The 19,338-nt window shown below is 34.1% G+C and carries 19 protein-coding genes and 2 pseudogenes; 8 read left to right on the top strand and 13 right to left on the bottom strand.

Annotation, left to right across the window (positions count from 1 at the left end; all coding sequences use genetic code 11):
* On the top strand, positions 1–207 hold a 207-nt coding region (locus ACMGDK_RS19555), incomplete at its 5' end, for a helix-turn-helix domain-containing protein (protein ID WP_436809485.1).
* Between the two features lie 433 nt (positions 208–640).
* Here ACMGDK_RS19555 and ACMGDK_RS19560 read toward each other — a convergent pair.
* Both ACMGDK_RS19560 and ACMGDK_RS19565 read right to left on the bottom strand, forming a co-directional pair.
* On the bottom strand, positions 641–1,351 hold the full coding sequence (locus tag ACMGDK_RS19560; protein WP_436809486.1) for a LytR/AlgR family response regulator transcription factor: 711 nt from the start codon (positions 1,349–1,351) through the stop codon (positions 641–643).
* A complete protein-coding gene (locus ACMGDK_RS19565) occupies positions 1,348–2,274 on the bottom strand; it encodes a sensor histidine kinase (RefSeq protein ID WP_436809487.1) in 927 nt (308 codons plus the stop codon). The genes ACMGDK_RS19560 and ACMGDK_RS19565 overlap by 4 nt, the downstream gene beginning before the upstream one ends.
* A gap of 326 nt (positions 2,275–2,600) precedes the next feature.
* On the opposite strand from ACMGDK_RS19565, the gene ACMGDK_RS19570 reads away from it, so the two are divergent.
* Together ACMGDK_RS19570 and ACMGDK_RS19575 are read left to right on the top strand one after the other, a co-directional pair.
* Positions 2,601–3,710, top strand: a complete 1,110-nt coding sequence (locus ACMGDK_RS19570; RefSeq protein WP_436809488.1) for a nuclear transport factor 2 family protein — start codon at positions 2,601–2,603, stop codon at positions 3,708–3,710.
* A gap of 276 nt (positions 3,711–3,986) precedes the next feature.
* Positions 3,987–5,117 carry a serine hydrolase domain-containing protein gene (locus ACMGDK_RS19575; protein ID WP_436809489.1) on the top strand — a complete coding sequence of 377 codons (1,131 nt, stop codon included), beginning with the start codon at positions 3,987–3,989 and terminating at the stop codon, positions 5,115–5,117.
* A gap of 82 nt (positions 5,118–5,199) precedes the next feature.
* Here the strand turns inward: ACMGDK_RS19575 and ACMGDK_RS19580 are convergent.
* The 8 genes and pseudogenes from ACMGDK_RS19580 to ACMGDK_RS19615 form a co-directional block, all read right to left on the bottom strand.
* A pseudogene (locus tag ACMGDK_RS19580) lies at positions 5,200–5,461 on the bottom strand (alpha/beta hydrolase fold domain-containing protein).
* On the bottom strand, positions 5,400–5,597 hold the full coding sequence (locus ACMGDK_RS19585) for a hypothetical protein (protein WP_436809490.1): 198 nt from the start codon (positions 5,595–5,597) through the stop codon (positions 5,400–5,402). The pseudogene ACMGDK_RS19580 and the gene ACMGDK_RS19585 overlap by 62 nt, the downstream one beginning before the upstream one ends.
* Positions 5,598–5,653: 56 nt before the next feature.
* The gene (locus ACMGDK_RS19590; protein WP_436809491.1) at positions 5,654–6,340 is read right to left on the bottom strand and encodes a type 1 glutamine amidotransferase domain-containing protein; all 687 of its coding nucleotides are present in this window, start codon (positions 6,338–6,340) and stop codon (positions 5,654–5,656) included.
* Positions 6,341–6,456: 116 nt separating this feature from the next.
* A complete protein-coding gene (locus tag ACMGDK_RS19595) occupies positions 6,457–7,368 on the bottom strand; it encodes a helix-turn-helix domain-containing protein (RefSeq protein ID WP_436809492.1) in 912 nt (303 codons plus the stop codon).
* A gap of 31 nt (positions 7,369–7,399) precedes the next feature.
* Entirely contained in the window at positions 7,400–8,347 is a 948-nt protein-coding gene (locus ACMGDK_RS19600; RefSeq protein ID WP_436809493.1) for an NAD-dependent epimerase/dehydratase family protein, read from the bottom strand.
* A 91-nt stretch (positions 8,348–8,438) separates the two neighbouring features.
* Positions 8,439–9,800, bottom strand: coding sequence for an aldehyde dehydrogenase (locus ACMGDK_RS19605; protein WP_436809494.1), 1,362 nt, complete (start codon positions 9,798–9,800; stop codon positions 8,439–8,441).
* A 26-nt stretch (positions 9,801–9,826) separates the two neighbouring features.
* Complete coding sequence (locus tag ACMGDK_RS19610; RefSeq protein WP_436809495.1) at positions 9,827–10,747, bottom strand: acetoacetate decarboxylase (ADC); 921 nt, start codon at positions 10,745–10,747, stop codon at positions 9,827–9,829.
* A complete protein-coding gene (locus ACMGDK_RS19615) occupies positions 10,713–10,880 on the bottom strand; it encodes a hypothetical protein (RefSeq protein WP_436809496.1) in 168 nt (55 codons plus the stop codon). Before ACMGDK_RS19615 ends, ACMGDK_RS19610 begins: the two co-directional genes overlap by 35 nt.
* 609 nt (positions 10,881–11,489) lie before the next feature.
* On the opposite strand from ACMGDK_RS19615, the gene ACMGDK_RS19620 reads away from it, so the two are divergent.
* The 3 genes and pseudogenes from ACMGDK_RS19620 (at position 11,490) to ACMGDK_RS19630 (ending at position 15,081) form a co-directional block, all read left to right on the top strand.
* Positions 11,490–12,050 carry a Crp/Fnr family transcriptional regulator gene (locus ACMGDK_RS19620; RefSeq protein WP_436809497.1) on the top strand — a complete coding sequence of 187 codons (561 nt, stop codon included), beginning with the start codon at positions 11,490–11,492 and terminating at the stop codon, positions 12,048–12,050.
* A 119-nt stretch (positions 12,051–12,169) separates the two neighbouring features.
* A complete protein-coding gene (locus tag ACMGDK_RS19625) occupies positions 12,170–12,559 on the top strand; it encodes a RidA family protein (RefSeq protein WP_436809498.1) in 390 nt (129 codons plus the stop codon).
* Between the two features lie 1,609 nt (positions 12,560–14,168).
* Positions 14,169–15,081: pseudogene (locus tag ACMGDK_RS19630) on the top strand (DDE-type integrase/transposase/recombinase).
* A gap of 497 nt (positions 15,082–15,578) precedes the next feature.
* Here ACMGDK_RS19630 and ACMGDK_RS19635 read toward each other — a convergent pair.
* Genes ACMGDK_RS19635 through ACMGDK_RS19645 form a run of 3 tightly spaced genes read right to left on the bottom strand, consistent with a single transcriptional unit; the run spans position 15,579 to position 17,222 of the window.
* Positions 15,579–15,896: a helix-turn-helix domain-containing protein gene (locus ACMGDK_RS19635; protein ID WP_436809499.1), complete on the bottom strand. Its 318-nt coding sequence runs from the start codon at positions 15,894–15,896 to the stop codon at positions 15,579–15,581.
* 23 nt (positions 15,897–15,919) lie between these two features.
* Positions 15,920–16,369, bottom strand: coding sequence for a transposase (locus ACMGDK_RS19640; protein WP_436809500.1), 450 nt, complete (start codon positions 16,367–16,369; stop codon positions 15,920–15,922).
* Between the two features lie 40 nt (positions 16,370–16,409).
* Positions 16,410–17,222, bottom strand: coding sequence for a phage tail-like protein (locus tag ACMGDK_RS19645; protein WP_436809501.1), 813 nt, complete (start codon positions 17,220–17,222; stop codon positions 16,410–16,412).
* 417 nt (positions 17,223–17,639) lie between these two features.
* On the opposite strand from ACMGDK_RS19645, the gene ACMGDK_RS19650 reads away from it, so the two are divergent.
* Together ACMGDK_RS19650 and ACMGDK_RS19655 are read left to right on the top strand one after the other, a co-directional pair.
* A complete protein-coding gene (locus tag ACMGDK_RS19650) occupies positions 17,640–18,260 on the top strand; it encodes a helix-turn-helix domain-containing protein (protein WP_436809502.1) in 621 nt (206 codons plus the stop codon).
* 517 nt (positions 18,261–18,777) lie between these two features.
* Positions 18,778–19,245 (top strand): TolC family protein, encoded by a 468-nt coding sequence (locus ACMGDK_RS19655; RefSeq protein ID WP_436809503.1) that lies wholly within the window; start codon positions 18,778–18,780, stop codon positions 19,243–19,245.
* Positions 19,246–19,338: the final 93 nt, after the last annotated feature.

A 19,338-nucleotide genomic window follows, 5' to 3' on the forward strand; every position in this document is an offset into this window, starting at 1 on the left:
TTAAACCCTGAAATTAGGCTTAAAGGAATTATGAGCTATTACAAAAGTTTTAATCAAAGTAACGTCAAATATTCTTTCGAAATACCTTTTACGAGACAGGAGTTAGCTTCATTTACAGGTTTACGTGTCGAAACAGTCATTCGGGCTTTTAAAAAAATGGAGCTGGAGGAAGTTGTTAAAATCGTGAATAGAAAAATTTACTATTAAATGTAAAATAACCCCAACAGGATAAGTTGCACAATAGATTGCGTAGTAAAAATATATTTTGAAACTACATATATTAAACGTAAATTGTAGATTAATTGGTACAGAATATACGATGAACTTTGCCCTGAAGCTGAAGAATCCGTTTTCCATCTTTCATACCTCTCAATGAGTGGCCGCGGCATTAATAATTCTGTAGCCGAAGTTAGCGGTCATAAAAGCTATCTTTAACGCCTTGAGGCTTAGCTACGCCGGCAATCGAAGCATAAACCTGAGCTGAAAACTTTTCGCCCCTATTACCGAACCCTATAGTAGAAGTGCTTTTAAATTCTCACGATATCGAGTTTAGCTATCTACTTTTAAAATTGCATACATAATCCATTTATGCATTTCCAACTCTGTTGCTTAAAAGCTTTCAGAAATATTTGTTAACAAATTAAATGAAATATTTTTTAATTGCTGCAAAAAAATGTTCTTTATAGGCGGGGCCAAGTGGGATTTTTGTCTCTTGAATTAAAATCTGATAGGTGTCTATTTTGCTGATATGGTGAATATTGATAATAAATGAGTGATGAACTCGCACAAAATAATCAGGTAATCGTTCAGCCATTTCTTTCATTCTTTTGTAACACATATGTTTTTCTTTATGGGTATGTAAAAAAATGTATTCCTTTGATCCTTCAATGTATTTAAGGTCCTTAAAATTGATCTGAATAGTTTGGTAACCGGCTTTTATAAAAAATGATTCCTGTAAAATTGTATATTCAGTTGTTTTAGAATCTGTACTTTTCGGACTAAGTGATTCCTTGACCTTAGTAATAGCCGAAAGAAAGCGGTTAAAAGAAATGGGTTTTAACAAATAGTCTACCGCATTTTTTTCGTAACTATCTACAGCATATTGAGAATAAGCAGTTATAAAGATAATTTTTACATTTTTCGGAAGTAAATTTACTAACTCAATCCCTGTAAGACCTGGTAAATTAATATCTAGAAGAACAAGTTCAATATTACTATCTATCTTTTCTAACGCCTGCTCACTATCCGTACAAATCCCACGCAAATCTAAAAAAGGAATTTTGTTTACATATTCTTCCAGAAGCTTAGCAGCATTAGGCTCATCTTCTACTATTATACATTTTATATTCATATTTTAGGGATAATAAGAGTTGCTTTATACTCATCTTCATTTGTACTGGTCTGAAGTTGATATTTATCACCATAAATTAAGACCAATCGATCTTTTAAGTTCTTTAAACCAGTACCAGAAGAATTATTTTCTGTTCTTAAAATTTGAGCACGATTTTTTATCTGAAAAAAAATGTTTTCAACATCAGTATATGTTTCTATAAAAAGATAATTATCATATTTTTTTTTATCAATCCCATGTTTCAACGCGTTTTCAACTAAAGGTGCCATTAGCATAGGAGCGATCAATACTTTAGGGTCAGTATTGTCTTTAATTTCAACCTTAATTGCATTGTAACAGCGTAGTTGTTCCATTTCTATTATTCGTCTTATAAACAATATTTCATGGGAAACAGGAATTTTTTCTTTTGAAGTGATCTCTAAAAAGAAACGCATGATTTGTGCCAACATTTCAATTAACTGGGCTGCTTTAGGGCTTTCCTTATAAGCTTCGTAATAAATATTATTTAAAGAATTGAAAAGAAAATGTGGCTGTAATTGTGCTTTTAATAATTTCATTTCGGTTATTAACTGCTGTTGTTCTAATTTCTTTTGCCTTTTGGCCATCATTAAAGATACTGATGCTCGCTTCAATAAAACACCTAATATTAATGCCACAAAATTAGTAACTACCACATAAGACATGTGTGCCCTTCCCATACTAAAAAAAGATTTTCCATCGAACAATTTGCTAATAAATTGAAACTCAATATATGCTCGGGACAAAGATGTTGCTGACATAAGCAGGGCTAAAGCTATAAAAAACAGCAGTCTATTTTTAAGATACCATTTCGGATGTATATACAAAGAATAGCTGTATATAATAACAGCGAAGAAAAAAAAGGCACAGGTAGCAATACCTAAAGCATATTCTTTATCTCCCACACGTAAGTAGATATAAAATGTAAACAAAAGATAAGCGGCAAACCAACCGGCTAGTTGGTACCATAAGAAGATATACTTATTAAACATGCTATACTTAGATATAAATAATCCTAAAGTTAATCATATAGAATTTTCTACAGGTAAATTCCGCGACAAAATCTGCTCAATTTCAATACATACTATTTTATATTCAACAGATACCTGTTTAGACTGAGTAAATTGTTTTATTGTTTCAATTGATCAATCTGTTAAAATGATCATGGCTTCTGTTGAATGTTAGTGAAACATAAGGAGGGGTGTGTTTAGATTTGTTAAAAAAATAAACAATGAAAAACTTATTTTGGTTATGGCTTATTCTATTTGCTTCATGTAAAATATTTGCTCAAAACAGTTCAGATCAGCAAGCCGTACGCGAAACGCTCATGAATTATTTAAATGGTCGTAATAATGGCGATACTTTAATGCTTTCTTCTGCATTTCATCAATCTGCCGATTTGCGTTATATTAACAAAGACCGTTTTACTATTTGGCCTGTCGCAGACTATATTAAAAAGATTAAACCTGGTAATAAGCAAAACTGCATTTCGAGAATCATTAGTATTAATATAGCTAATAACGCGGCCCAGGCATTCATAGAAATTGAATATCCTAAACGATTATTCTCAGATTATATTAACCTCTTGAAAATTGACGGAAAGTGGTTAATTGCCAACAAAATCTTTTCAAATAGGGAAATCGAAACAACGAAACGAATTTTATTTATCACTACTAGTCATGAGGACTTAGGCAATACAGGAAAAAAAACGGGATTGCATTTGGGTGAAGTTGTAGATGCCTATAAAGTATTGCATGAAAATGGTTTTGAAATAGATTTTGCAAACCCCGCTGGTAAAAGGTCAAGAATGTATGGAGCCGATATCAATAATCAAGCAACACTTACATTCCTTCAAAATCCTGTTGCTTTTTACAAATTCAATAATCCTTTAAAATTGTCCGAGGTAAGCGCTCACCAATATGCAGCAGTTTATGTAGTCGGGGGACATGGTGTGATGTGGGACCTGGCTTTGGATCAGTCAGCAGCCTCAGTTATAAAAACAATTTATGAAAGAAACGGAATTGTAAGCGCTGTTTGTCATGGTCCGGCAGCGTTGGTGAATATCCGATTGAAAGACGGATCATTTTTGGTAAAAGGTAAAAAATTGACCGCATTTACCAATGATGAAGAAAAAGAAAATAGCACTGAAAAAATTGTTCCGTTCTTATTGGAAAATGGATTGAAAAAAAGTGGAGGTATTTTTAGTTCCGCCCCATTATGGCAATCTCACATCGTCAAAGATGGGCGGTTAATTACAGGACAAAATCCGGCTTCTACCACTGCATTGGCAAAAGAAATAGTAAAAACATTTAATGATGAAATAATACCTATAAAACAATAGATTTATTGCTTGCAAGTGGTAAGAATAATATTCAACAGATACTGGCTATAGCGATAGAAAGAGAACAAGCTTCTGAATATACTTAACATAATTATGTTGTATCTTTTAAATGAAGCCTCAAAATGATACAGTATTATACTTTTTAATTAATATATCGGATATCAAAACCATTTGCAAGATAAAATTATTTAACTAATGAAAGCCTACCCACTTACTTTCACATTTTTGTTTTGCTCTATAAAAATAATAGTTAATTTTAACTCTTAATAAAATAATATGAAAACAAGATTAATACTTTTGACGTTCTTAATATGTACATCAATATATTATGCCCAAACAAATCAAATAAAATTAGGAACTGATAATAGTTTGAAAACTGCGTTAGATTCTTTAGTGCATCAATCTGTTTCTTCATTTATGGAAAACAATTCTAGAGTTGGAATTTCTATAGGTATCATAAAGAATGGAAAGTCATATCTATATAATTATGGATCAACTAAAAAGGAGAAATTAGAATTACCGACAAGTAATACAGTTTACGAACTCGCATCAATTACTAAGACATTTGGAGCTACATTGCTTGCTAAAGCTGTGCTTGATAATAAGGTAAACCTCAATGATGATATTCGTAAATATCTGAAGGAAGATTATCCTAATTTGAATTATAATGGAAAACCAATAACCTTACTTAATTTAGCTAATCTCACGTCCGGATTACCAAACTGGATGCCGGATAAAGATATCTTTGGAAAAGCAGACCCAGACTCCATTCCCTATATTTTAGACTCAGTTCATACAAAATATAGCAGACAAGATTTTTACCGAGATCTACATCAAGTGAAATTACAGGCTGAACCAGGCAGCATTTCTCGTCATTGTAACACTGCCGCTCAATTAATAGGATATATAATGGAAATCGTTTATAATGATTCATATGAAAACCTACTAAAAATACATTTCGTAAAACCACTGAAAATGAAAAATACATTCCTATTAGGATCTGGTAAACTGCCTGTGAAAATGGCAAATGGTTATGATGGCAAGGGACGTATTATGCCAATAATCGATTGGGAGGATTTACAAGTAGCTGCTAGTATAGCCTCTTCAAGTTCGGATATGTTGAAATATATGGAATTTCAACTTAAAGAAGAAAATGCTATAGTGAGACTAAGTCATCAGCCAACTTTTGGTACGCTTGAAAATGGTGCCATTGCACTTAATTGGAAGGTAAAAAAAACAGAAGATGGCAGGAGAAGTATTTCGCATACAGGGGGAAGTCTCGGATTTAGTAGCTATATGGTATTTTATCCAGATTCAAATTCAGGAATTGTGTTACTATCTAATGAAGCAGACCAAGGTACTCAGAATGAATTGATTGCATTGGCTGATAAAATTATAAAGCCATAAAAAAGGTGCTTACTTAATAAGAAGTAAGCACCTTTTTATTGCAACCGTTATTGAAACACCTGCTGACTGTATAAATTCATTCTCAGAAACTCTTCGAGGTCAATGGAGCTGTCAGGAATCTCTCTTCGGCATTTTTTTGCCATGATTCACGTGTAAAATCCGCATCAGTAACAGGCCATAGTAATAATTGGAATTTTATTTCTGGTCCACCTTTATCTTTTGCCATCAACGCCAATTTCAGCACCGTTTTCTGACACCCATTTTGTAGCGGCGTATATCTGATTAATCGCAACAGGATATTTCGCTTCTGGTGATGGGGTATAATCGATAAAAATTTTGTGCATCAACCAAAACCTGTCTTACTTCCTGCGGGGTCAATGTTTCCAGTGGCTTACCACCGCTATTATTCAGACGTTTCAAAAATTCTCTAATCCCTGAAAGGATCTGAGGATCGTTTTCAGCTTTAATGTTGTTTGCCATAATAAAAATTTAAATGATTAATGTATGAGCAATAACCTTATTCAAGTCATCAAAGTTTATATTTTTTCAAGTTGTTCAACAACCACTTTTGCCATTTCCTTTGAGCTGAACGGATTTTGGCCTGTTATCAAATTGCCATCAATAACAATATTTGAAGTCATAGGAATAAAAGCTTTTTTAAGATTTGCACCCCGCTCTTTAATGACCGCTTCAAGATTGAACGGTACTTCCCGTTTTCTTCTGGCAATAGTTTCCTCAAACCAGTCAAATCCTGTCATTGATTTACCTTTGATCATATACTCACCATTGGGAAGCCTTACATTTAACAATCCACCAACTCCATGACAGATTGCGGCGACCATTTTTCCACTTTCATATTGTTGTCTGATGAGTTTTTTAATATTTTCATCATCTGGAAAGTCATACATGGTAGCATGCCCTCCGGCAAGATATATGCAATCAAAAGATTCATGAATTACTTCATTCAGTTTTATTGAATGGTTCAATTCATCCATAAATAATGGATCTTGATAATAATCTTTTGATATTTTATCAAGAACTAACGGTTTAAGGCTTTCAGGATCAATGGGTACATTATTTCCCTTCGGACTCGCTATTGTTATATTCCATTTTTTCTCTTGGGCCTTATGATAAATATGGGTCAGCTCACTGAGCCATAGTCCAGTTGGCAGACCGCTCGCGTACTTATCGACATTGGTGACTATTAATAAAAGCTTTTTCATGGATCACTTATTTGACTACCTTAAAATTCGCACTATCGGATGATTTGGCAGTAGCTTAATTACGGGAATTAGTAACCGAATCTCTGTATTTCAACTTTCATTTTAAACCAACCTCATTAATTTAATGATGATCTGAATTCCAGTGGAGAAAGTGATGTTCGGCTTTTAAATAAACGGTGAAATGATTGCGGATGTTCAAATCCAAGCTGATAGGCAATTTCAGAGACCGACATTGAGGTAGTTGACAGTAATTCTTTTGCTTTTTCGATCAACCTGTTCTGGATATGCTGCTGCGTGGTTTGCCCTGTTTGCACTCTTAACATATCACTCAGATAATTTGCACTCAGGTGTAATTGATCAGCAATGGAATGAACGGAGGGTATACCGTTAATGGTTAACTTATCATTTTTGAAATAGTCATCCAATAATAGCTCCAACTTGGAAAGAAGGTCACTATTCACTTTCTTTCTTGTCAAAAATTGACGGTTGTAATAACGGTCACAATATTTTAACAGAAGGTCAAGGTTAGAGACAAGTAGATCTTGTGTAAAAGAATCCATGTTGATATCAATTTCCTGTTCAACATTCGCTATGATATCAAAAATGGTTTTCTCTTCCTTTTCAGAAAGATGCAATGCCTCATTAGCTGTATAGGAAAAATATCCATATTCTTTTATGCTGGATGCCAGTCCATAACCATGCAGAAAATCCGGATGTACTACGAGAACAAACCCTCTTACTTTATTAAGCAGTATATCATCAAACTGAAGGACCTGATGCGGGGCAATAAAATACATAATGCCCTCTGCAAAATCATAATATTGCTGGCCATACCTGCATTTTCCACTGGCACAGTCTTTTTTTAGTGCAATGACATAAAAGTCAGTGGTGATTGCACTGAGAATAGTTTCCGGTTCCAGTTTGACATCATCAAAATTAAATACACTGATCAGCGGGTTGGCAGGTTTCTTTAACCCCAAGAATTGATGAAGTGTATTTATTGATGATACTTTTTTCGGAGTTTTCATATGCTGATTTTCAGATTTATACATGACTAATTTACTTATTTATTTTGTCTCCTGAAAGCTGCTCATCTTTTATAATACTGATTCCTTGTTTATACGTGGTGACCTGGAAATCCGGAAATTTCTTTCTGAATTTTGAATCGTCAAATATATTATCATGTTCATACCTGGGAAGAAGCTCCAGTAATTCCTTCGCAGTTTTGTTGAAAAGTGAACCTACTTTGAACATCAATTTTGGGACAACAGAATATTTCAGGTCTCTGCTGTAAATTCCTGATGCTATTCGGATAAACTCTTTATAAGTGGGATGGCTTTTATCCACCGGGAGATGCCATGTCTGACCAAATGCATCAGGGGTATTACCAATCAAGGCAGTAGCTCTACTCGCGTCTGGAGTCCATATAAGACTTCTTTTCTTATTTGCACTCAGTGGAACTTTCAGCTTTTTACCTTCTTTGATATTGTTAAAAATCAAGGTATTGGTAATACTCTGCGTTTTGCCTGGGCCGTAAAATTCTGGGGCACGGCAGATCACGGCTTCAAGTTCACCGGATTCAATTTCTTTCAACACCATTTCGGCCATTTTTCTTCTCACTCTTCCTTTTCTTCCCACAGGAGCAAAAGCTGTTTTTTCTGTTAATACCCGATCGTCCTGGGGATACATATAGGTATTGTCAAAAAATACGAGCTTTGTATGATTGATCTTACAGGCATCAATCACATTACGAAGGATCAGCGGAAACTGTTTTTCCCAAAGATCTGAACTGATTGGAAGTCCTAATGTAAAATAGGCAATTTCACTGCCTTTTACCGCCTCTATCGCTTTCTCACGAATCGATAGATCCGCAGAAAAAACTTCATCCGTGTCATTTACTTTTTTCGCACCTCTGCTGACAATTCGTATTGATGAAGTAAAATTTCTTTTAAGTTCTCTTGCGAGCTCTTCGCCAATCTGGCCGTTAGCTCCTAATATCGTTTGCATGTCTTTTACTGTTTTAAATTATTCTACAAAGTTCAGTAACCAGCTTAATAGCAGTGTATCTGAATTAACGAAAGTTGTAACATAATCTCTGTTACATCACCTTTTTCAACCAATACATTTTTTTATCTGTATAAGGTGGGTATTTCCAGTCCGGTTCACCCCAGGTTGTTTTTTCGATCACTGATTTCTGATGGGAGAATGTAAGAAAGCCGAACTCACCGTGATAATTTCCAATCCCAGAATGTCCAATACCTCCGAACGGGAGATAATCACTGGTAATGTGCATCAGTGTGTCGTTGATACATCCACCACCGAAAGAAACCAATTTCAAAAGCTTATTTTTTTCTCCTTCATTATTACTAAACAAATAAGCAGCCAATGGTTTTTCACCTTCGATTATTTTATTGAGAACATCATCATAATTACTGTAAGTGATGACTGGTAAGACCGGACCAAATATTTCCTCCTGCATAACAGCATCTTCCCAACTTACATTATTCATGATGGTAGGTTCAATGTAAAGGGACTCTGCATTGAAATTCCCTCCATATATCACTTTTGACTGATCTACCAGACCAAGGATCCGGTCAAAATTCCGTTTATTGATTATACTTGTATAATGATTAGCACCATCGGAATAATCGATTTCCTGGAGTTTTTCCGCAATCAATCGAAGGAATTTAGGCTTTACAGATTCCTCGACAAGCAGATAATCAGGTGCAATACAGGTTTGTCCGCCATTCAGGAATTTTCCCCAGACCAGTCTTTTTGCCGCAACATCAAGGTCTGCACTTTTTGTGATTATGGCAGGTGATTTTCCTCCAAGTTCCAACGTAACGGGAACCAGATTTTTTGCGGCAGCTTCATATACGATCTGTCCCACTTTTGGACTTCCTGTGAAAAATATTTTATCAAACCGTAATTTTAAAAGTTCTGTTGTTTCAGGAATGCCCCCACGCACAACATGAAGATAGTTGGATGGAAAGTTATTGTTAATAAGATCCCCTAACAAATGCATCGTGTTTTCAGGAAGTTCGCTGGGTTTTATGATACAGGTGTTTCCCGCAGCAATGGCACTCACCATAGGGCTCAATGTCAATTGATAAGGATAATTCCATGCCCCAATGACAAGTGTAACTCCTAAAGGGTCGTAATGGATATAACTCTTTCCAGGCTGTAAACTCAGCGCTGTTTTGACTTTTCTAGGTTTGCTCAGTTTCTTTAGATTTTTCAGGAAAAAATCTATTTCATTATAGACCAGATTGAGCTCCGTTAGAAAGGTATCAGATTTTCCTTTTCTAAAATCTTTATAAATTGCTTCATAAAGCTGATCTTCATTTACGTTCAAAAGATTTTTTAGCTTTACTAGCGTATCCTTACGAAAAGCTATATCTTTTGTCTGATGCGAATTAAAAAAATCTTTTTGTGACTGAAATATTCTTGCAAAATCCATTGGTATAGTCTTTAAAGATTAAAAAGTTATTTTTTATTGCCTTCTACTGGCTCAGGGGTATATAATGCGGCTTGGAATTCCGGCTGGTAATCATATCTCATTAATTTACCTAGATCCAATGATTTAATGAATTTTGATAACGGGCCATCGGTAAGATGAAGTTTCACATCTTCTTTCTTTTTACTTGTTGCTTTTTTCAGTGCCCGTACATCAGTATAACCGTGTGTCAGCTTTCCATTTTTATCCAGATTGATGAAATTCGAACGAACTATTTCAGGTTCTGTGTTCCCTATATTCAATTTCTTTCCTCCTATTTCAAGATCCAGTTTACCTGATTCATCATAAAAAGTAAAGGTCATAGCGTCTCCATTATCATTATAATCAATCGGGATCAACCATTTCGGTAAGTTATAGCCAACTACTCCCCGTACTCTGGCTAGCTCTGTATCAACGGGAAGCTTTAAAATGTACCCCCAGAGGTTTTTGTTTTTTACTTCTCCCAATAAAGAAAATATACCCCAGTTTCCTGCATCAGGTTTAGTTGTAACAATCGAAATAGATAACTCGTTATACGAATCATTATCACAATAATGATAGGCATAAGCGGTTATCGCAATCAGACCTCTGCCGGGTGTAATGGAAATAAGTTTTACAATATCACGAACCTCTTTCGGAATCAGTTTTTTTAATGTTTTCATATCAGCGGTATAGATTGTGGTAATACTGCTGTTGCTGTAATAAAAATTTGGAGAATACGTCGTAAATCCAACGTCTTTTTTCTGTTTCTGAATGGTCTTGAACCAGCTAAGATCAATATCTGGTCTTTCTTTTCCAATGACCGATAATGGAGGGTTTGAGCTGTATCGGTCATAAAGTCCATCCTTTACTACAGGAACCTGATGACCTCCAAGATCAATAATTGTCTGCTGTGGTTTGATAGTGTCCATAGTGATTTGATTTACAAATTACAGAATTTAAATCAAAAGATTTTTGATAGGCAGTATCATCAAAACTGCCTGCTATCGCTTGTGGGTACATACCTACAAGGCCTGCTGTTGTCAATATTTTAATAATGTTCATACTTCTTTATTTGTAATGACAAAGTTCCGAAGTATGAGAGGAGTGATAGTAGCTGGATTAGGGCAAGTTGTAACAGAATCTCTGTTCTTGCAAATCTAATAATATATGGAATGGGGAATAATCCGAGCAAAAACTGAAAATCAATCACTTCATAAGAAGAACAAAAATATAGAAAACACACTATAAAGCAATATTTTACAGCGCTTTACGTGATTTAAATAAAGAAATTATCGTTGTGAATCACTTGAATTTGTCCCCAGTTTTGTCCCCAAATTCCAAAGTAAGAACATAAAGAAAAATATGCTAATTCTATTCCCAATATTTTATATGAATTTGATGGCACAGCAAAATTTTAGAACCATCGAAACAAATTTTTTAATCCTAACCTTGAAGTTTTGGGCTGAATGATGGCCCTTAGGCGTTAAGCACTCCGGGACAGATGTTGTTAAGATTGAAAGATGAAACGTTTTATAAGGGCTTATTTAAGGTGACCTTGAAACTTAAGGGATTTAATAATATCGCTGACAATGAGGATATACAAATAATCCATAAGTTTGCATAAAGCTGTAAACTTATTCTACTACAAATTTAAAACAATGTGATACTGCTATGTATGATATCTTAAGAATTCATATCGAGAAAATTATTCCTTTGACCGACCGGGAGGCTGAACTAGTATCTTCCTTCTTTATTATAAAAAAATATAAAAAACATCAGTTTCTGATCCAGCAAGGAGAACCGGTAAAATATAATTATTTCATAGTAAAAGGTCTTCTCAAACTAGTTCTTACTGAAGAGACAGCAAAAAGTCATATTGTGGGATTCGCAATGGAAGACTGGTGGGAAACTGATTTCCAGGCTTTTTATAATCAGACAAATGCAACGATGTCGTTGGAATGTATAGAGGATACTGAAGTATTGTGCCTAAACCTAGAAGAGTATAAAAAGCTATGTAGGATGCTTCCAAAAATAGAACATTTCTTTCTTGAAAAAGCATATTCAGGTTATATTGCTGCACAGCAGCGTGTCATATCAGCAATGATCTCGAATACAGCAGAACGGTATAGTCAATTGTTAGAAAAATATCCGGAATTGATCCAACGCGTCCCTAAATCCCTCCTTGCTTCCTATCTTGGTGTATCAAGAGAAACACTTAGTCGTATGAGATAGTATAGTGATATACATCACAGGATAATTGTGATTTCAGTCACTCGTGTAAACACAAACTATTCAGCATTTTTGCAGGGTAAATATAAACAGCGTTACACGACGTTATAAAAATCAATATTATGGAAAAAAGAACAGTCAATCCGTGGAAGTGGCAAGCAGACCGCAGTTATTCCCAAGCTGTGGAGGTGAGAAATGTACAAAGCACGTTATACTGTGCTGGCCAGGCAGCGATAGATCCGGCAGGAATTTCAAGCAATGGAGATATGAAATCCCAACTGCTGCAAGCAATAACCAATCTTGAAGAAGTAATATCTTTGGCTGGATATGAATGCAGCAACATTATCAAATTGAATGTTTACTCCACTTCAACAGATGAACTGCTACCTCATTTTGAAATTTTGCAGGAGTGGATATCTCGCCACAAAATAGAGCAGGCTCTAACAGTATTAGAGGTTAGCGGGTTATTTGAAACATTGAAAGTGGAACTACAAGCAACTGCAGTGAGATAATAGCAGTGTTGCGGAATCAAAGAAGAAAAATACCATCCTATTAATTACTTTTCGGTATTTTTCATGCCAAAATATTAGATTTGTTTGCAAGAGTTGGATCCTCATTCATGCACCAATTGAAGTGACTGTTTAATATCATTGTTTATAATTTGCCTCACACAATAAAATTATGCTTGATAATGAATTTAAGTAGATGGCTTCAAAAGAACTCCCTGGTACTATGGCTATGGCAAACAAGCTTCTTTCGGAGATTACGGAGTAATGGTAGGAGAAACACTTTAGAGGTCGGAATTCAGAATTATGCATGACTTTATAAAAATAATTTTGATGAGACGAACCGATAAAGCTTAACAATACTTTCATTGCTAAAATAAATTTGTGATTCCTTAACAATTTAAGTAAAAAAAAATATTATTTTAGCGATTCGAAATATTTTTTTATCATTTGTGTTTTTATCTCCGGATTTTCCGGGGATTTTTGTATTTATTCATCACCGATCATTTTTAAGTCAAGTAATATTAAATATTTTGAGAAGAAAGTGGTTGAGGAAATATTGCAGAATAGTATGATATTTTAGACCTCCAAAAAATTACTCGGCTTAACTAACTGCCTCTAGCAGAAAGCTTAACATTGAAAAAGCGGTGCAAAATACCTTGACAGAGCAATCAATAGTGTTTGAGAAAGTGATGGGCATTATTATCCATAAGGAAAAAATTACTTAAATCTAAACATATATGTCCAGTTTTAAGCTGTTTGACTTTCAGGGATAATTACAAATATCCTTTTATAATTGGGGCATCCATAGGGCCTAGTAATGAAATATTGTCAACTAACTGAATTTTTGTCTTTGTTTGCAAAATAAAATGAGTTCTCGATTTTGCTGTAGTCGCTGTTGCTTAGATAAGACGAAGAGAGTTTTAGCTGTAGAGATCTCTCTTTCTTCTGCGAATAGATTTCCAAGACAATACTGTTATTGAATAAGAATCGGTCTTTTTTTAATGTCTGGAGCATTTGAACCGGATATTCAATAACAGGAAAAATAACCCCTTTTTTAAGTGGATGATAGCACTTTATCGAAAAAATTATGCCTGTGTTTTCGAATAGAAATATTCGAAGCTTTAGAAGCTGAAAAATTAAAAAAAGTGCTATAACCAGCAATATTAAACATATTGACCAGCGATATTGCTCTAAGATTAAAATGTTAAAAATAAAACAACTAAGGCTTAAAGATATTGTAGCAATCAAAAGTCCAATCAATAGGTTCATCATTCTGACTACTTTACGTTTATTAGTTACAATCATTAAATTTTTAAGATAGGGTTTGTTTACTCGATTAGCAAAAATAATAAAATATAAAAGAAATATTGATTAACATATAAGAATTATGTGTAATTAATAATAAAAAACTACTGTTGTATAGATATGTATAGTGGTATTAGCAAAGTAAAGAGCTGTTGTCAGTGGAGTAGTGATGTAATAGTTAGACTGTACTTTTATTCAGCTTAAACTGTTATTAAATTGTGTGATTCATACAGATATTTTCAATAACTTGATGTTAAAATGATGGTAGAACCACAAATTTACCACATTCTAACATAAATCAACAGTAATGAAAAATGAAGTAAAAAAGCGTCTTGAATGGGGTAAAGCTGAGACCATTGGTAATGCAGGGGTTGTATGTTTAAGGTGTGGCATAACTAGGCCGACACTGAGAAAATGGTTTAAACGATTTAAAGAATCTGGTATTGATGGTCTATGTGAACTTAGTAGAACACCGCATAAAATCCACTACAAAATAACAAAAGAGGACGAACATCGAATTCTTGAGTTAAGGACAAAGCGCAATTTAGGACATCGTAGTATAGTCAGTGAGATGAAACGCTTATATGAGTCCTCAATCTCGACTGCAACTGTTCATAAAGTTCTTAAAAAGAATAATAAACAATATTTAAAGCTTAAACGTTACTATCGTAAAAAACAAACACGCAATAACCGACCAATACAGGGGGATCGCGTACAAATGGACGTCTGTAAAATAGCCCCAGGCATTTATCAATACACGGCCATAGATGATTGCAGTAGATTTAAAGTGCTTCAATTATTTTCACGGCGTACAGATACCAACACCTTGTAGTTTCTTGATGCATTGCTGGAATAGATGTCATTTGCGATACAGCACATTCAAACTGATAGAGGAAAAGAGTTTTTTGCTTATTCAGTTCAGGATAGATTAATGGAATGGGCATTAAATTTCGGCCCATCAAACCTGGGGCTCCGCATCTCAATGGAAAGGTTGAAAGAACACAGCGAACCGATCTTGATGAATTTTATTCCACAGTTGATACCACAATGGCAATTTCATTATAATTGGCTGAGATCTCACAGTTCTTTAAAGGGCCGCACGCCGATGCAGGTAATTAATGCTTTATCAAATAAAACTCCCTTGGGAATAAGTTGATGATATGTACGATCTAAATAAAGAACAAATTAGAGATCAAAATTATTGGTTGACTGTCAGTTAAATAAGTGAGACGATGTCTGTAAAACCCACAGTTAAATGTTATTTTCAGAATAATATTCTGCAATTTTGTCGCTCTAATCATCCTCTGAATTCTCCCTAAATTGGAAAACATAATTTAATGTTACTGGTTGGTCTAAAAGAGATAGAGCAATAGATAAAAGATCATCCATGCTAATTGCTCCGCGGCCACCTCCGGCTTTTTCATCAGTAGGGTTGTATATGTGGACAATTCTTTTTTAAAAGGTGAATCAAAATTCAGTCCAAGGCAATTATTAAAATCCTTCATCTTACTGTAGAGATCTTTCTTTCTTCTACGAATAGATTTCCAAGACAATATTGTTATTGAATAATAATCGGACTTTTTTTAATGTCTGGAGAATTTGAACCGGATATTCAATGACAGGATGTATATTCCAGATAAAAAGGCCAGCATAGCTGGCCTTAGTTTGTGTTTTTAGAATCACGGCACCTTCAGTATTGCATTGAGGCTATTTCGAATTAATGTGTTTCAAACTGTTTTCTCCACTTGGAGACTGTGTTTCTACTCAGATTAAAATGATTAGCGATTTGTGTGTTGTTTAAGTGGTTTTGTGTTTGGTAACGCAAAATTTCTACAATGGTGGATTTATTATATGCTTTAAATTTCTGATTGATTGTCGAAACTTTTGATTTGTTTCCAAAAATTATCTGATTTAGATTGATAACATCCAATTCATTAATTTCTGTCTTGTTCAATATATTTTTACAGTATTCTTTCTTTTGAGGGTATTTTTGGTCTAGAATATCTGTGAAGATCAGTTTATAATTGGGTATCATATTATATTAAGTGATAAATATTGTTAATTGATGAAATCAGCTTCTATATTTTGAAATTTTATTAGCCATCGATAGAGTGTAGATCTAGGAATATTATATTGTTCCATAACCTGAGTTCTAGTTTTCTGGCCGGAAGTAATTTGTTCGATGATGAAATTTATAATTTCAACAGTATAAATGTTCTTTTTAAACTCAGGAAGCTCCGATTTCAATGCCGTTTTGATGGTATTTAATCTTGCATTTTGTTGAGGTGCAAATAGAATTAAATGCTGAGAATATATTCTGAAAAAATCATATTCTAATAATTTACTCCACCTGAGAACGATATCACAATCAAGGTTTTGGGCATTGTACATTTTTTGTACTTCGGTTTCATTGCAACGGAGAAATTTACAGATTCGATCTTGGTCTATTTGGCTTTCTTCAACTTTTTGTTTGATTAAATTTCCAATATGGATGTGCTTAAAATTCATATTCTACTAAAATTCTATGTCGTTCAACACAATCCAGATGTTATTCCGAAATTTTATAAACATTTACAGATACTTTACCGTCCGTTAATAATCCTAAATTTACACCTCCGGTTTCAACAGCAAAAGTTAAAGTATCACCAGTGTTAAGTTGGACTACCGTAGTTAGGGTAGTAGAGGTAACCGGAACAGCTGCCAATGTTACATTTAATAAGGATACTCTTACCGCATCAAAAATCTTGCGATCTATTATAGTGGCTCCGTTTTTTATAATACCCAGACTTTTTCCACCTAAAACATTTAAATCTACACCACCTTCCAGCTGAACATCATATTTAACTTCATATAATCCCGGTTTTGGAGCAGTGTATACACCATTATTAATTAATGAAGCAACTCCTGATTTGGTATCTGTAGAAGTTAAGCTAATTTTATTCCAATTGGTACCTGCAATTCCTAAGTTGGCTAATGACCAGGCACCGTCTCTGCTTGCATATAAAGCAGTTCCTGTTCCGCCAGCCTGACCACTGCCCCTTAAAGAGAGCCAAGAGCTGTTTGGTGCATCATAATAATAAAAACCCGGAGCGGTAACATTTATTGTTTTAGGAGACGGAGTTGTTACAGCGGCAGTAGCATAAACTATCACTCCATTCTGCGAAGTTGTGTATATGGCATCTTTTGCCTGTAATTGATCACCTGTTATGCGTGGAGGTAGAATTCCATCAACAGTTGTAGCGATTGTAGGTTTTCCAACAACATCCAATGTTGCAGTTGGTGTTGCTGTATTGATCCCTATTTGGGCCAAATACATTGCTGAAAGCCCTAGTGAACACATGAGTAAAAAAATCTTTTTCATAATAATATTAGTTTTGATTTTTATCTAAGTAGAGAATACCGTTATAATTGATTATTAATGAACATTTGAAATTCATAATGTAAATATATCTTCAATTTGCTAACAATAAAAGATTTTGCTTATTCATTTTCTGCAAACAATATATTGTTTTCGGAAACTTTTGAAATTTTTCATTCTGATAATCAGTTATTTACGATTTTAATCCACCAAATAGTGAAGTAGCTATAGTAAATGTGCAATTTTAATAATTAAATTTGTTTTTCAAAGCGAAATAATTTGTTCCCAATTAGCTTTACCATGAAAAAGAATTGTCATTTTATTTTCGGAATCCTTCTTTCGAATTTATTTATAAATCATAGTACAACGGACAGTTTGTTCAATGTTTTTCAAAGTGCTATCCTACTTCATGAAACAAATATGTCCAATATTGTAAGTGGTGGATCCGAAGCATTAAATGTGAAATTTTATGAGCCATTGTATAAGTACTTATTGATTGTTTTATTGGGACTTTTAGTGTTATTTATAGTTCTCAATCACAAAAAGCCACCTAAAACATCCCTTGGATTTTCATATTTATCTGGTAATTCAAGTTCTCATAAAGGGAAAGAGGATCTTTCAGTTTCAAAAAATACACCGAAACTACAGGACGCGATAAATAGTGATACTGAAAAACATATCTTAAACGGGCTTAAAAAGTTTGAAAATAGGAAAGAGTTTACAAACAAAGGCATTACTTTGGCATATCTAGCCGTACAATTGAATACAAATGTCAGGTATTTGTCGGAAGTCGTCAAAAAGCATAAGGCTGAAAATTTTAAATCCTATCTTCATATTTTAAGAATAAATTTTGTACTTCAAAAAATTGAAAAGGACTCTTCATTCAGTAAATATAAAATAAGCTACCTTGCGGAAATCTCAGGATTCCCGACGGCAGCTTTATTCACCAAAGTTTTTAAAGAAATAACAGGATATACTCCTACCGCCTACCTTTTAATGCTTTCTGAAAGAGAAAATGATGAGAGGGATAATGAGAGCTAACATACGGCCATTTGATGAATCAGAATTCATTAATGATTGTAGATAATTACAATTTAGATTTTGAAAATGAGTTTTTTATATTGCTGTAATCGTTATAAGATGTAAATTTTGATTAAACTGACCACGTGATTCTGGAATAAATTGACCATAGTAAAGAAGGTCAACAATGCGGTCTAGAAAATATTGCTAAAATCCAAAATTACAGAGTATTAATTTCTTACTTATTTTCTCCTCTCTTTTCTTCCAAAAATTCACCCTTTATGCCGCATTCAATATGCCACAATTATCATAAATATTTAGGGAAATAAAAGTTGTAAATAACTGATAAGTAGCAGGTTATAAGTTTTAATATTATATGACATATTGATTTAATGCAACTTATGTAATTTTGAAGTTTCTAATACTACAATTTTTGTCCCTTTTCTTGTCCCTTTGGCATAAAATTACAAAAATTTGAGCAAAAGAAATTGGAATGGTTATAGAATTCCTTGATCTAAAATAGTCTAATGATTATTAAATGATCTTTAGAGGACTAATGGATACCCTTATTACGCTTAAAACAATTGAAAATAGGAAAGAAGAAGTAAAGACTATGAAAGCATTGATGGAAGTCGGAACTGTCAATGGAGCGGCAGAAGTGCAGAGCGAGGCTAACCTATACGCAACTGAAGTAACGGTGCCCGATCTACAACAAAGTATCAGGGAAACGGAAAATATCATTTCACTTTTGCTGAGTAAGACACCCGGTCCAATAGAAAGATCAACGCTTGATGAGCAAAAAGTATACGAGCATATAAATACTGGTATTCCGATGCAGTTGTTGCATAACAGGCCCGATGTCCAAAGTGCTGAATTGAGTTTTAGGGCGTATTTTGAAAACACCAATGTTGCCAGGTCAAACTTCTATCCAACTTTATCAATATCTGCCGCCAGCGCAGGATTATCTTCTCTATCTATTGAAAAGCTTTTCACCAATTCAATATAGCCGGTGGACTTACACAACTGTATGTCTTCAAAAGAAAATGGACTTTCTCTTAGGGAGTATTTGTTAGTTTAAAGTTATAATAAAAGTTGATTT

It is taken from the genome of Chryseobacterium hilariae, from assembly GCF_051400735.1.
Lineage (GTDB): Bacteria > Bacteroidota > Bacteroidia > Flavobacteriales > Weeksellaceae > Chryseobacterium.